The 13,716-nt window shown below is 74.1% G+C and carries 11 protein-coding genes; all 11 read right to left on the bottom strand.

From position 1 onward, the window contains the following. Positions 1–7: 7 nt before the first annotated feature. The 11 genes from ACN265_RS10690 to ACN265_RS10640 are packed head-to-tail and all read right to left on the bottom strand — an operon-like array spanning position 8 to position 13,606. Positions 8–679: a TRM11 family SAM-dependent methyltransferase gene (locus tag ACN265_RS10690; RefSeq protein WP_204923238.1), complete on the bottom strand. Its 672-nt coding sequence runs from the start codon at positions 677–679 to the stop codon at positions 8–10. Continuing rightward, positions 679–2,037: an MFS transporter gene (locus ACN265_RS10685; protein ID WP_421407147.1), complete on the bottom strand. Its 1,359-nt coding sequence runs from the start codon at positions 2,035–2,037 to the stop codon at positions 679–681. Before ACN265_RS10685 ends, ACN265_RS10690 begins: the two co-directional genes overlap by 1 nt. Next, positions 2,034–3,296, bottom strand: a complete 1,263-nt coding sequence (locus tag ACN265_RS10680) for an ATP-grasp domain-containing protein (RefSeq protein ID WP_421407145.1) — start codon at positions 3,294–3,296, stop codon at positions 2,034–2,036. The genes ACN265_RS10685 and ACN265_RS10680 overlap by 4 nt, the downstream gene beginning before the upstream one ends. After that, complete coding sequence (locus ACN265_RS10675; protein ID WP_421407143.1) at positions 3,297–4,586, bottom strand: ATP-grasp domain-containing protein; 1,290 nt, start codon at positions 4,584–4,586, stop codon at positions 3,297–3,299. It lies immediately after the preceding gene. Between the two features lie 29 nt (positions 4,587–4,615). Continuing rightward, positions 4,616–5,578: a cysteine synthase A gene (cysK, locus tag ACN265_RS10670; RefSeq protein WP_204923242.1), complete on the bottom strand. Its 963-nt coding sequence runs from the start codon at positions 5,576–5,578 to the stop codon at positions 4,616–4,618. A 32-nt stretch (positions 5,579–5,610) separates the two neighbouring features. After that, entirely contained in the window at positions 5,611–5,835 is a 225-nt protein-coding gene (locus ACN265_RS10665) for a tautomerase family protein (RefSeq protein WP_088647261.1), read from the bottom strand. A gap of 26 nt (positions 5,836–5,861) precedes the next feature. Continuing rightward, entirely contained in the window at positions 5,862–6,920 is a 1,059-nt protein-coding gene (locus ACN265_RS10660) for a nitronate monooxygenase (RefSeq protein WP_421407141.1), read from the bottom strand. Next, the gene (pcaB, locus tag ACN265_RS10655) at positions 6,917–8,347 is read right to left on the bottom strand and encodes a 3-carboxy-cis,cis-muconate cycloisomerase (protein WP_421407139.1); all 1,431 of its coding nucleotides are present in this window, start codon (positions 8,345–8,347) and stop codon (positions 6,917–6,919) included. Before pcaB ends, ACN265_RS10660 begins: the two co-directional genes overlap by 4 nt. Beyond that, complete coding sequence (locus ACN265_RS10650; RefSeq protein WP_421407138.1) at positions 8,344–10,278, bottom strand: FAD/NAD(P)-binding protein; 1,935 nt, start codon at positions 10,276–10,278, stop codon at positions 8,344–8,346. Before ACN265_RS10650 ends, pcaB begins: the two co-directional genes overlap by 4 nt. Next, a complete protein-coding gene (gene pabB, locus ACN265_RS10645; protein ID WP_420118241.1) occupies positions 10,265–12,346 on the bottom strand; it encodes an aminodeoxychorismate synthase component I in 2,082 nt (693 codons plus the stop codon). The genes ACN265_RS10650 and pabB overlap by 14 nt, the downstream gene beginning before the upstream one ends. A gap of 45 nt (positions 12,347–12,391) precedes the next feature. After that, the gene (locus ACN265_RS10640) at positions 12,392–13,606 is read right to left on the bottom strand and encodes a 3-deoxy-7-phosphoheptulonate synthase (protein WP_204923247.1); all 1,215 of its coding nucleotides are present in this window, start codon (positions 13,604–13,606) and stop codon (positions 12,392–12,394) included. Between the last annotated feature and the right edge of the window lie 110 nt (positions 13,607–13,716).

Genomic DNA, 13,716 nt, shown 5'->3' with positions numbered 1-13,716 from the left:
GCGGCGGCTACCGCTTCCGCGCGACGAGCAGGTACTCGTGCCCCCGGTTGTTGACCATCGGGTCCCCCTCGGTGACCGGGCGCGGGTAGAGGTGGATGCGCTCGTCGCCGAGGGTGAGGTGACCGCCGAGCACCCGGCCGACGTCCCACGCCAGCGGCACGAACCGGTCGGCGACCCGCCGGTTCTGCACCGCGACGACCGCGTACGCGCCCCGCTTGAGCACCCGGGCCAGCGCGTGGAAGGCGTGGTCGAGGGCGGTCAGGTAGGCGGAGTAGTCGCGCAGCGCGTAGAACTGGCCGTCGACCGGGGAGTCGGTGTCGAGCGCGGTGCCGAAGTAGGGCAGGTCGGTGACGAGGAAGTCGACGCTACGGTCGGGCACCGGGGGCCGGCGGGCGTCACCGCAGATCATCACCTGGCCGGGGTACGCCTCCAGGCGGCGCGTCGCCTGCTTGGCCCGGTCCGGGGAGATCTCCAGGCCGATGCCGCGCCGGCCGGTGACCGAGGCAGCGACGAGGCTGGTACCCCACCCGGCGAACGGGTCGAGCACCAGGTCCCCCGGCCGGCTGAACTCGGTGATCAGGGGCGCGATCTGACTCACCCAGCCGCACTGGCCGGCGGCTGCCGGTGGCGCGTGCCGTGGATCGTCGCCGGTGAGGACCACCCAGCTGGCAACACCCATCAGTGACTCTCCCTGACTCGTACGGGGCCGGCGGCGGGCACGCCGCCGGACGGATCAGTAGCGGCGGGACCGCCGGACGGGTCGGCGGCCGGACCGCCGTGGGCGGTGTCCCCGGGTGACGGCGACGTCGGCCCGTCGGTCGCCTGCGGCGCGGCCGGCGCCCGGACCGCCGCCGGGGGCAGGTGGGGTTCGAGGCGCAGCACGCCGACCGCCGACACCACCACACCGGCCGCCAGCACGAGCCACATGCCGGTCGGCGACAGCGACAGCAGCGCGGTCAGCACCGCCGGCGCCAACGCGCCCGGCACCGCCCAGGACAGCTGGTAGACGGCGAGGTGCCGGCCCCGGGTCTGCTCGGGGGCCGCGTTGACCACCAGCGCGGACGCGGTCGCCCCGTGCAGGAGTTCCCCGACGGTGAACAGCGCGGTCGCGGCGAACACACCGGCCAGCAGGACCGCGCCGCCGGCCGTCGCGCCGAGCACCGCGAACGACACGAACGACAGCCCGAACACGCCGGCGCCGGCCGCCACGGCCCGGGACCGGCGGAACCGGGTCAACGCCCGGGTGACCGGGATCTGCGCCACCGCGATGCCGATGGTGTTCACCGCGTAGAGCGCGCCGACGAGCGAGGCCGGCTGCCCCAGGTGCAGCGTCACGTAGACGGGCAGGCTCACCGCCAGCACCATGTAGCCGAACGCGGTCGGCACGTTGAGCAGGGTGAGAGCGAGGAACGGGCGGTTGCGGGCCACCAGCCGGTAGCCCCGACCCTGCGTCGTCCGGGCGGTGCCGCCGGACCGGCGGTGCACGGGGATCGCGCGGATCAGCCCGGCCGCGACGGTGAAGGCGACCGCGCTGGTCAGCACGATCACGGTGAACGCCTGGTCGGCCCGCACCGTGAGCGCCGCCCCGGCCAGCAGACCACCCGCGCCGAGCCCGGCGTTGCGCAGGCTCCGCTGCGCGGCGATCAGCTTGTCCCGGGCGCTGCCGCTGGCGATCTCCGCGACCAGCGAGTGCACCGACGGGGAGAACGACACGTCACCGAACGCCACCACCAGCACGGCCAGGAACAGCGGCCCCGCCGAGTCGACCAGGGGATAGCAGGCGAAGGCGGCGGCGCGCAGCAGGTAGCCGCCCACCACCACGGCGCGTGCGCCGAACCGGTCGACGAGCACCCCGGTCAGCGGGTTGGCGATCAGGCCGAGCACCGCCGCCGCGCTGACGATCGCGCCGACCCGTCCCACGGACAGGCCGGTGCTGTGCTGGAAGTAGATCAGCGACAGCGGCAGGTACATGCCGCTGCCGGTGGCGTCGATCACCATCGCCGCCATGTAGCGGGCCTGGACTCCCCGGCCGGTCATGACGCCTCCCCGATCTGGATCTGCGCGGCGACCCGGTCGCCGAGGCGGCGTAGCCGCGCCTCGCACTCGACCCGGGTCGGGGCGGCGGCGACGGCGGCGGTGAGGAAGTCGGCCGACCCGGCGGCCGGCGGGATCACCTGCCCGGGTCGGGCCCAGCACCAGAACCGGCGGACCCACGGCTCGGTCGGCGGGCTGGGCACCGTGCGGACCAGCCCGGGACGTTTCATCATCAGCATCTGGCCGGACATGCTGCGCGGACGCGGGCGGGCGTCGCCGGTGAGCCGCTGCAACGCCGGTACGGGCAGCCCCAGCTGGGTACGCAGCTCCGCCTCCGCCAGGTTGACGCCGAACATCACCTCGAACACCTCGCGGATCTTCGCCCCGCCGCTGCGGCAGGCGATCTCGCAGAGCACCAGCCGGTCGTCGGGGGTGTGGAACACCTCCGCGTGGAAGGCGTGGTCGGTGAGCGCACCGGGCCGACGGGTGAGGGCGGCCAGCACCCGGTCGACGAGGTCGAGCAGCCGCCCGGTGAGCGGGTCGTCCGGGTCGAGGGTGACGTCGATGCGTGGGCCGGGATCGCTGCCGAACGAGGCGAGGTCGTACTGGTACTGCGACGGCCAGGCCAGCACGGTACGGCCGGCCCGGACGAACCCGTCGACGTGGCACATCCGGCCGGGCACGAACCGCTCGACGAGCAGGTCGTCGCGGTCGCCGTCGCGGTACAGCTCGTCCAGGTGGGCGGGCAGCTCCCCGGCGGAGCGCACGATGCGCAACCCGACGGAGTTGTAGCCGGCCCGCTGCTTGAGCACCACCGGGTACCCGTGGTCGGCCGCGAAGGCCCGTACCTGCCCGGCCGTGGTCGCCAGGGTGTGCGGGGCCACCTCGATGCCGGCGGCCACCGCCTGCTGCTTCATCAGCAGCTTGTCGCGGAACGGCCGGATGTCGGCGGGCCGGGGGCCCGGCAGCCCGAAGCGGGCCCGCAGCTCGGCGGCGAGTTCCAGGTCCGCCTCGTGCAGGGCGACGACGTGCCGGGGCCGGTGGCGGGCGGCGAGCGCGGTGGCGCGGGCCGCCACGTCCCGGTCGTAGTGGTCGAGCACCTCCAGGTGGGCCAGGCCGAGGGTGTCGGTCGGTATCTCCTCGCCGAAGGACTCGATCTTGTCGCGGGCGGCGAGCAGCACCGCCGGCTGGTCGTGGTCGGCCAGCCAGTCCCGGTACGGGAACGGCTCCAGCGGATTGCGGTGCAGGATCAGCACGCTCACCTACCCCACCGCCCCGGTCAGCTGGTGCACCTCGGCGACCCGGGCCAGGTGCACGGCACCCCGGTCGTCGCGGATGCGGATGCGGATGACCTCGTCGACGAGCCGCGCGCCCCGCTGTGCGGCGGCGGCGACGGTGGGGCCGGTGACGGCGACCAGGCCGAGCCGGTCCCAGTTGTCCCGCAGCGGGCGCACCTCGTCGCCGGGCCGGGCACTGATCCGGACCGCCAGGACGTCGGGCTGGCGGGCCGCCTCCTGCACCCCCTCGACGGACAGCACCCGACCGGGTGGGCCGACGACGGCACGCACACAGCCCGCACCCCGGGGCGCGGGGCTGTCCGGCAACGGGTCGACCAGGCGGAACGGCCAGCCGACGGCGAGCCGGTCCAGGTCGATGCCGTACACGGCGCGGACGAGTTCGGGGATGGCGTCGCCGCCGTAGCGGTGGTGGCCCTCGATGATGCGGGCCCGGGTGCCGCTGAGGCGGACCTCGGTGTGGCAGGGGCCGTCGGTGAAGCCCAGGTGGTCGAGGAAGGTGCCGACGCACTCGCCGACCCGGTCCCAGGCGTCCTCGGTCAGCCGGGCCGGCACGGCGTGGCCGAGTTCGGCGAAGTGGCCCGGGTCGGTCATCTTCTCGGTGATCGTGACGACCACGTGCCGGCCGGCGAAGCTGAACGTCTCGACGCTGAACTCCCGGCCGTGGACGTACTCCTCCATCAGGAAGTCGTCGAGCACCAGCAGGGTCGACACCCGGTCGGTGCGGGTCCCCCGCAGCCGGCACACCTGCTCCCACACGGCCTCGTGTCCGGACGGGTCGTCGACCCGGAACACCCCGATGCTGGCGGTGGCGGCGGTCGGCTTCACCACGAACGGGTAGCCGTGCCGGACGCCGAAGGCGCGCAGGTCGTCGAAGTCGCGCAGGGGGGCCGCCGCGACCGCCTCGGCGTCGCGGCTGACCAGGTGGCGCCGCATGGCCAGCTTGTCCCGGAACCGGCGGGACACCGGGTAGCTGGTGCCGTCGAGGCCGAGCAGGTCACGGGCGCGGGCCGCGATGTCCAGGCCCGGCTCGGTCAGCGACACCACCTGGTCGATGCGCCACCGCTGGTGCAGCCGGGTCACGACCGGCGCGGTCAGCGTCCAGTCGGTGTAGTCCAGCACCTCCACGACGTCGGCCACCTGCCGCTGCCGTTCGGTGATCTTGGTGGGGTGCTGGAGCAGGAGCACCCGCAGACCGAGTTCCTTCGCCGCGACGGCGGTGTCGTCGACGCCACCGACGAGTAGCAGTGTCCGCACGGGACCGTCCCCTCCGAATCTCCGGCGTCTCACGGACGCTCAGACCACATGCTCAGGTAGCGCTCCCCGGTGTCGGGGAGGATGACGACGATCCGCTTGTCGACGCTGTCGCGCCGACGGGCCACCCGCAGCGCCACGTGGGTCGCCGCCCCGGAGGACACCCCGGCGAGGACACCGACGCGGCGGGCCAGCCAGCTGCTCGTGTCCGCCGCCTCGTCGTCGGTGACGGTGACGACCTCGTCGATCAGGCTCAGATCGGTGGTGGGGGCGACGAAGCCGCCGTTGAAACCGGGGATGGCGTGGGTGCCGGCCGTACCCCCGGACAGCAGCGGCGAACCCGCCGGCTCCACTGCGACCGCCCGCAGCGCGGGGTTGCGCTCCTTGAGGTAGCCGGCGGTGCCGCTGAGCGTGCCGCCGGTGCCGACCCCGCAGACCAGGACGTCGACCCGGCCGCCGGTGTCGGTCCAGATCTCCGGGCCGGTGGTCTCCCGGTGGGCCCGGGGATTGTCGTCGTTGTCGTGCTGCCGGACGAACCACGCGCCCGGCGTCATCGCGCAGATCTCCTCGGCCTTGTCGACCGCGCCCTGGTAACGCGCCTCGCGGGGGGTCAGCACCACGTCGGCGCCGAACCGGCGCAGCAGGCCGATCCGCTCCGGGGTGGCGTTGTCCGGCAACACGATGACGCAGCGGTACCCGCGCGCCGCGCACAGGGCGGCCAACGCGATGCCGGTGTTGCCCGACGTCGCCTCCACCACGACGCCGCCGGGGCGCAGCCGCCCGTCGGCCTCCGCCGCGCGGAGCATGTAGAGCGCCGCGCGGTCCTTCACGCTGGCGGCCGGGTTCGCGCACTCCAGCTTCGCCAGCACCTCGGCACCGGGTGCCCGGTGCGCGACGGGCAGGCGCAGCAGGGGTGTGTTGCCGACGAGGTCGTCGATGCCGTCGGCGATGCTGGGTAACGGTCTCGGTGCGAGGGTACGGGTCGGCTGCGCCATGGCGGTCTCCACCTCTTCCAGGGGCCGGGGTGTCAGTAGTTCGGCACCTTGCGCAGCAGGTGCTGCCGTTCGACGATCTCCGGCTGGTAGACCTGCGCCTGCCAGCGCTGCTCCTCCACCGGTTCCAGGGCGATGGACACCACGTTCGGGCTGCACCCGAAGGCGGTGGTGACCGCCTCGGTCAGCTCGTCGACGAGCTGCTGCTCGGTGTCCCGGTGCAGGTCGACCGGAAAAAACTTGATGTTGATGTGCGGCATCGGGTCCTCCTCGGGGGTACGGCTGGTCAACGGGGTGCGGGGTGCGGTGGGGTCGCGGCGGCCACGGCGGCGGCGAGGCGGGTGACCACCCGACCGGCGGGCTCCGGCCGGGCGGACCGGTAGCCCGTGCCGGCCCAGAGCGCCATGTGCTCGGCGTCGCCGCGTGCCGCCGCCGCCACGCGCAACGGTTTGGTCAGGTGGTGGATCTGCGGGTAGGCGGCGGGGGCCAGCGCGTCGAAGGAGTCGACGAACCGGTTGCGCAGCCCCCGCGCCGGCCGGCCCGAGAAGGCCCGGGTGACGACGGTGCCGGGCCGGCCGGGCTCGGTCAGCGCGGCCCGGTGCGCCGGATGGGTGCCGGCCTGCGGGGTCAGCAGCAGCGCGGTGCCGACCTGCACCGCCGACGCGCCGGCCGCGACCACCGCGTCGACCTGCGCCGGGTCGGTGATCCCCCCGGCGGCGATCAGCGGCACCGCGACGGCCAGCCGGACCGTGCCGACCAGTTCGGCCGTGCCCGGCTGCGGGTCGGGGCGGCGTTCGGGGGTGAAGCTCGCCCGGTGCCCGCCGGCGTCGGCGCTCTGCACGCAGAGCGCGTCGGCTCCGGCCGCGACGGCCACCCGCGCCTCCGCGACGTCGGTGACCGTGACGACGACCTGCGACCCGGCGGCGTGCAGCCGGTCGACGACCGCCCGGGACGGGCAGCCGAAGGTGAAGCTGACCACCGGCACCCGCGCGGCCAGCAGCACCTCGATCTTGTCGGCGAAGTGGTCGGTGTCCCGCTCGGGCGGCTCGGGCAGGGTCACCCCCCGGTGGGCCGCCTCGGGCAGCAACGCCTCCCGGAACCGGGCGACGGCGGCCCGGTCCACCGGCCGGGACTCCGGCACGAAGACGTTGACCCCGAACGGTGCGGTGGTGCTGCGGCGGACCTGGTCGATGTCGGCGGCCAGGTCCGCCGGGCGGAGATAGCCGGCGGCCAGGAAACCGAGCCCCCCGGCGTCGCCGACGGCCGCGACGAGGGCGGGCGTGCTGACTCCCCCCGCCATCGGCGCGCCGAGGACCGGACGTGCCAGGGGGCCCGGCCCGCTCACGGCCGCCGGTCCTCGGTCGCGAGAGTCGACCGCGCGCCGACCGTCCGGTAGCGGTGCAGGACCCGGTCCACCAGCAGGTCGGCGGCGCCGACGTAGCCGGCCGGGTCGAGCAGGGTGACGACCTCGGCCGGGTCGAGGACGGCGGTGACCCGGGGGTCGGCCGTCACCAGGTCGCGCAGCGGCTGCCCGGTCTGCACCGCCCGGCCGGTCAGAGTGGTCAGCAGTTCCTTCGCCACCGCCTTGCCCAGCAGCGGGGCGAGTCGCACGGCCAACCGTTCCGAGGCCATGAACTCCCCGGCGAGGTCGAGGTTGGCGCGCATCCGGTCGGGGAACACCGTCAGCCCGGCGGCCAGCTCGGCCGCCGCGTCGGCGGCTCCGCCGGCCAGCCGCAACGCCTCCCGGAACGGCTGCCACTCGGCATGCCAGGCCCCTCCGGGGCGTTCGTCCTCGGCGACGAGGCAGTGCGCGACGGTCGCGGCGAGCATCGGTAGCTGGGTGGCCGCCGCCCGGATCCGGGTCGCCAGCACCGGGTTGCGTTTGTGCGGCATTGCCGAGGACACCCCGCGTCCCGGGCCGGTCGGCTCGGCCAGCTCCCCGATCTCGGTACGCGCCATGACCTGCACGTCCGCCGCCATCGCCCCGAGCACGCCGGTGGTGAGCCCCAGCACGCCCGCGACGGCGTGCAGGGGCGTCCGCACGGTGTGCCAGGGCGCGTGCGGCTCGGCCAGGGAGAGTTCCTCGGCGAAGGCGTGGATCAGCTTCTCGGCGTAGCCGTCGTCGGTGTCCCCGGCGAGCCGGGCGAACTCCAGGTACGCCCCGAGGGTGCCGGCGGCCCCGCCGAGCTGCACCGGCAGCCCCTCGGTGAGCAGGGCGTGGATCGCCTGCCGGGCGTCGAGGACGCCGGAGAGCCAGGTCGCCGCCTTCAGGCCGAACGTGGTCGGCACGGCGTGCTGGGTCAGGGTCCGGCCGGCCAGCGGCGTGCCCCGGTGCCGGTCGGCGAGGGTGGCCAGCGCGTCGGCGGTCGCGGCCAGGTCCGCGTCGATCACCCGCAACGCCCGCTCCGCCACCAGGATCAGCGCGGTGTCCAGGATGTCCTGGCTGGTGGAGCCGCGGTGCACGTACTCCGCGGCGGCCGGGTCCAGCGCCGTGACCAGCTCGGTGAGCGCGGCGACCACCGCGACCACCGGGTTCGCCGTCTCGGTCGCCCGGCGGGCCACCGCGTCGAGGTCGATCCGGTGGGCGTCGGCGACGGCGGTGATGGTGTCCGCGTGTTCCCCGGGCACCACCCCCAGCCGGGCCTGGGCCCGCACCAGGGCGGCCTCCGCGTCGAGCATCGCCTGCAGGACCGCCCGGTCCCGGACGGCGTCCTCGATGCCCCGGCCGGCGCTGCCGGGGCTCAGCAGCCCGTGGTCGAAGCCTTCGGTCATGTCGTCACCGCTCCCGTCGTGGTGGCCGCCTGCGCGGTGAGGGCGAGCACCGACAGGCTGATCGCGTCCGCGTCGCCGAGCATCACCGAGTTGACGCCCGGCCGCGCGCCCGCCGCGGTGGCCCAGTGTGCACCCTCCGTGGGCACCCCGAACACGAAGCGACGGGTGTGTCGCTCACCGGCCGCCGACACCGGGTGGAACGGCCGGCCGGTCACCGCCAGCCCGCCGGTGACGTGCGGCCCGGCCTCCCGGTCGGGCACCACGTGCGGCGCGCAGGACCGGTGCGCGAGCATCCAACCGAGCAACGGATCGGCGGTACGCCGCAGGTCCACCTCCGGCAGCCGCGCCTCGATCATGGCGGTCACCACGTCCGGGCTCTCCGGCGTGCGGGGCGACTCGACGAGGAACCCGGCCTGCTCGGGACACGGCGTCACCCGCATCTCGGCCCCGACGATCCGCAGCACACCGGCGCGGATGAGCGCGGCCAGCTGCTCGACCCGGTGGGCCGGGGGGCCGATGCTGAGGAAGGCGTTCATCGGGGTGTACCAGCGGTCCAGGTGCTCACGGTGCGAGGCGCCCCGCAGACCGCCGTGGTCGACGGCGAGGCGGACCTCGTTGCGCAGGTCACGTAGGACGTCCATGGCCGCCTTGAGCGGGCCGCTGACGTTGCCCTCCTCCGCCGTGCGGGCGTCCTCGTCGAGGTAGCGCAGCATCCACTCCTGCAGCGCCGCCGAGCCGGTGAAGGTCTCGTCGCGGGCCGGGTCCAGCACCGTGTCCCAGTCCCACCGCTCGGTGATCCCGAAGCGCTGGCGGATCTCCTCCTCCCGCGCGTCGCCCCGGGGCACCTGGAGGTACTCGGCCTCGAACCGGCGGGCCTTGCCGCGGCAGCCGGCCCGGCGCAGCACCGCCACGTAGAAGGCCGTCTCCACCTCCTTGGCGATCAGCGGCCACAGGTCGGTCATGAAGTCCATCGCGGTGGTGTCCCGGGCCGCGCGCAGCCGCTCGACCAGCGCGACGGTGAGCACCCGCGGCTCGTGCCGCCCGTGTGCGCCCTTCTCGTTGCGGCCCCGCGCCCGGTACGGGATGCCGCGGCGGGAGCCGGCCAGCAACTGCGGTTCCAACCCGGACGGCAGGTAGGTCAGCCGGCCGTCGTCGGCGCGGACGTAGCGGCCGGCGCGTCCCTCGGTGAGCAGTGCCAGGTAGTCGAAGAAGCAGAGCCCGAGCCCGCGCAGCAGGGTCGGTTCGCCGGGCCGCACCATCGACAGGTCCACGTCGGCCGGGTTGGCCGGCAGGATGTACGTCAGCCCCCGCTCGACGGCGAACTCGGCGAGCGTCTGCTCCTGCGGGGTCGGGGTGACCGGGTAGTGGCCCTGCGCCAGCACCACCGCGTCCAGGCCGGGGAGCCGGTCGCCGGTCTGCAACTGCACGCACTGCTTGCCGTCGGACTCGTCCCACAGCGCGACGGCGACCGTGGCGTGGGCGCGGACGGTGACGTTGGCCGGCGCGGTGCCGACCACCCGCCGGTAGACCCAGGCCAGGTAGTGACCGAACAGCCGGCGGGTGGAGTAGGTGTCGGGTCCCACCGCGCGCAGTTCCTCGGCGACGTCGGCCGGGAACTGGCCGAGGTCGCCCATCAGCACCTGGAACCGGGCCCACTCGTAGAGGCTCGGGCCCTCCCGGAGCAGACCGGCCAGCTCCACGGTCGAGTCGGGGAACACGGTCACCTGGGAGGCCACGGTGTTCATCAGCAGCCGGTCGGACTGGTCGGCCCGCCACACCCGGCCCGCCCCGGGCGGGTACGGGTCGACGACGTCGACGCGTACCGGCCGGTCGGGGTCGGCGGCGGCGTTGCTGACCAGGCGCTCCAGCACGCAGAGCCCACGCGGCCCCATGCCGACGATGCACACCGACAGCGGATCACTGGTAGACATCGACGTCCTCCCGGTAGCCGCCGCTGAGCAGCGCGCGCAACGGGGCGGCGGCCTTCAGCAGCATCTCGTCGAATTCCCCCTCCGGATCGGAGTCGAGGATGATGGCCCCGCCCGCGCCGACCCGCATGCCGTCGCCGGACAGCACCGCGGTGCGGATGACGATGTTCAGGTCGGCGGTGCCGTTGCAGCTCAGGAAGCCCAGCGAACCGGAGTAGATGCCCCGGGCGGTGGTCTCCAGCCCGTCGATGATCTCCAGCGTCCGCAGCTTCGGCGCCCCGGTCATCGAGCCGCCGGGGAAACACGCCTCGACGCAGTCGACAGCGGTGGCCTCGGCCCGCAGGCGGCCCCGGATGGTCGAGACGAGCTGGTGCACGCTCGCGTACGACTCGGTCTGCATCAGCTTGGGGACGGTGACGCTGCCGACCTCGCACACCCGGCCGAGGTCGTTGCGGAGCAGGTCGACGATCATCAGGTTCTCGGCGCGGGTCTTGTCGCTGGTGGTCAGCTCGTCGCGCAGTGCCGCGTCGACCGTCGGGTCGGGGTGCCGGGGCGCGGTCCCCTTGATCGGCTTGGTCTCGACCACCCGGTCGGCGGTCAGCCGCAGGAAGCGCTCCGGGGAGGAGCAGGCCACCTCGATGTCGCCCAGCCGCAGGTAGGCCGAGTAGGGCGCCGGGTTGTACCGGCGCATGGCCCGGTAGAAGGCGAACCCGTCGCGGGGGCGCGGCAGGCGCAGCCCGTTGGTCAGGCAGATCTCGTAGCTCTCCCCGGCGACCAGTTCCTGCTTGCAGGCGGCGATGTCGGCCAGGTACTGCTCCCGGTCCCGTTCCAGCGACGCGACCAGCGAGCTGGTGTCGACCGGCGGCGGGGTGAGCGGGGTGACCGGTCCCGCCTCGGGGATGGCGGTGAGCTGCTCGGCGACGGCCTCGACCCAGTCCCGTGCCGCGTCGTCGCTGCCCTCGCTGCCGTCGGAGAGGGCCACCAGGTAGGTCTGCCGGTCCCGGTGGTCGACCGCGACGAACCGGTCGGCGAAGATCCAGTACGCGTCCGGGGTGTCGGCGCGGTGCGGCCCGGCAGCGCCCAGGTCGCCCTTCAGCTCGTAGCCGAAGTAGCCCACGTAGCCGCAGGTCAGGTCGGTGGGCAGGGCCGACGAGTCGAGGTGGATGGCCTCCAGCCGCTGCTGGAGGTAGGACAGGATGGTGCCGGGCACCCGGGTCGGGGCGCCGGCCGCCGTGGCGACCTCGACCGCGCCGGTGCCGACGTCGTAGCGGACCACCTCGGACAGCGGCCCGGAGGCGTCGCCGAGGTAGGAGAAGCGGGACAGTCCCTCCTCGACCCGGGCGCTGTCCAGCCAGAAGGCGTGGGTCGAGTCCCGGAACAGCCTGGTGAACGCCTGCTCGGCGTCGGTCTCCCAGCCGAGGGTGCGCACGTGCAGTTGGTGCGTCGGCGCGGCGATGGGCGGCGGGGCCGCCACCTGGATGCTCTCCCGGGCCTGGTGGGCCCGGGTCAGGTCGCGGAAGTTGCCGAGCAGGGTCTGCCCGTACTCGGTGCAGATCGACTCGGGGTGGAACTGGAGCCCCCACATCGGCCGGTCGACGTGCCGCAGGCCCATGATCACGCCGTCCTCGGCCCAGGCGGTCGCCACCAGCTCCGGGGGCAGGTCCGACACGCACAGCGAGTGGTACCGCACGGCGGTGAAGTGCTGCGGGATGCCGGCGAACAGGCCGTCGGAGTCGTGCGTGATCGACGCCAGGTGCCCGTGCCGGGGTACGGGCGCGGAGTGCACGGCCGCGCCGTGGCCCGAGGCGATGCCCTGGTGGCCCAGGCAGACGCCGAGCACCGGCACCGGGGACTCCGCGATGACCTGTGCGGAGAAGCCGAAGTCCTTCTCCCGGTCGGGTCGGCCGGGTCCGGGCGAGATGACCACGTTGTCGAACCGGCGCAGATCCAGGGTGGCCACGGCCGGGTCGTCGTGGCGGACGACGGTGGGCTCGACGCCGTTGACCACGGCGATGAGCTGGAACAGGTTGTAGGTGTAGGAGTCGTAGTTGTCGACCAGCAGGGTACGCACTGATGCCTCCTCCGCTCGGGTCACGAGGTGTGTGGGGACTGGTGTTCAGCGGTGCATCGCGGTGACGAGCGCGTCGACGACCGCGTCGGCCTGCTCGTGGTTCAGCCGCGGGTCGCACAGCGACCGGTAGGCGCGACCGAGTTGGCTCTCGTCGACCACGCCCGCGCCGACGCACTCGGTGACGTCGTCCGCGGCGATTTCGAGGTGCAGGCCCGCCGGCTCCCGGCCGTGGCTGCGCAGCACCTCGACGAAGGTGGTCAACTCGTCCACGATGGTGTCCAGGTGGCGGGTCTTCACCCCACCGGCACCCCGGACGGTGTTGCCGTGCATGGCGTCGCACATCCAGGCGACCGGGTGCCCGGCGTCGGCCACCGCCCGGACCAGCGACGGCAGGTGGTCGGCGATCTTGCGGTGGCCCATCCGGCTGATCAGGGTCAGCCGGCCGGGCCGGCGGTGCGGGTCGAGCAGGGCGCAGATCCGCAGCACCTCGTCGACCGTGGCGCTGGGGCCGACCTTGACCGCGACCGGGTTGCCCAGCCCCGCCAGGAAGTTCAGGTGGGCGCCGTCCACCGCGCGGGTGCGCTCACCCACCCAGGGCAGGTGCGTCGAGCGCAGGAACCACTCGCCGCTGGCCTCGTCGAGGCGGGTCAGCGCCTGCTCGTACTCGAGGATCAGCACCTCGTGGCTGGTCCGTACGCCGCCGCCGGCCGCCGACAGCTCCGCCACCACCTGCCGGGCGGTGTAGTAGCAGGACAGCAGCCGGTACGGGTCGGCCTGGCGGGCGGCGGCGGTGGCCTCCGGCTCGTTGACCATCAGACCGCGGAACACCGGCAGCAGTTGGCCGTCGACCGCTTCGAAGGGCTCCGAGCGGGGCTTGGCGAACTGGCCGGCGAGCCGCCCCACGCCGATGGTCGGGCGACGCAGCTCGCGGGCCAGGCGCTCACCGAGAGCCGTGATGGCCCGGTGTTTGGCCCGCGCCGAGGTGGTGGCGGCCATGCCGAGCGGCTCGGCGCAGTCGCCGGCCTGGAGCACGAACGCCTCACCCGCGCTGGCGCGGGCGATGTCCTCCCTCAGCCGCCTGATCTCCGCGACCTCGGTCAGCGCGGGCAGGCCGGACAGGTAGTCGGCGACAGCGTCGAGCTCGTCCCGGTCCGGCCAGGTCGGCTGCTGCGCGATGGGCAGCGTCCGCCAACCGGCGGGACTCCAGCTGTCGGTGGTGGGCGCCTCGGGGCGCCGTACGAGAAGCTGTGGTGATGGCATAAGTCTCTCCCCCTGTATTCTTCGGGGCGGCCCGGTCACCGAAGAAGGCGCCGCGATCCGGTACGGACCGTATAGGCGCAAGAGACGATTGGCACAGGGCCATGTTTGCC

The sequence above is a fragment of the Micromonospora sp. WMMD730 genome, assembly GCF_049178955.1.
Lineage (GTDB): Bacteria > Actinomycetota > Actinomycetes > Mycobacteriales > Micromonosporaceae > Micromonospora > Micromonospora wenchangensis.
The sequence above is the reverse complement of the archived record's forward strand: the minus strand, read 5'-3'. Positions and strand labels throughout refer to the sequence as shown.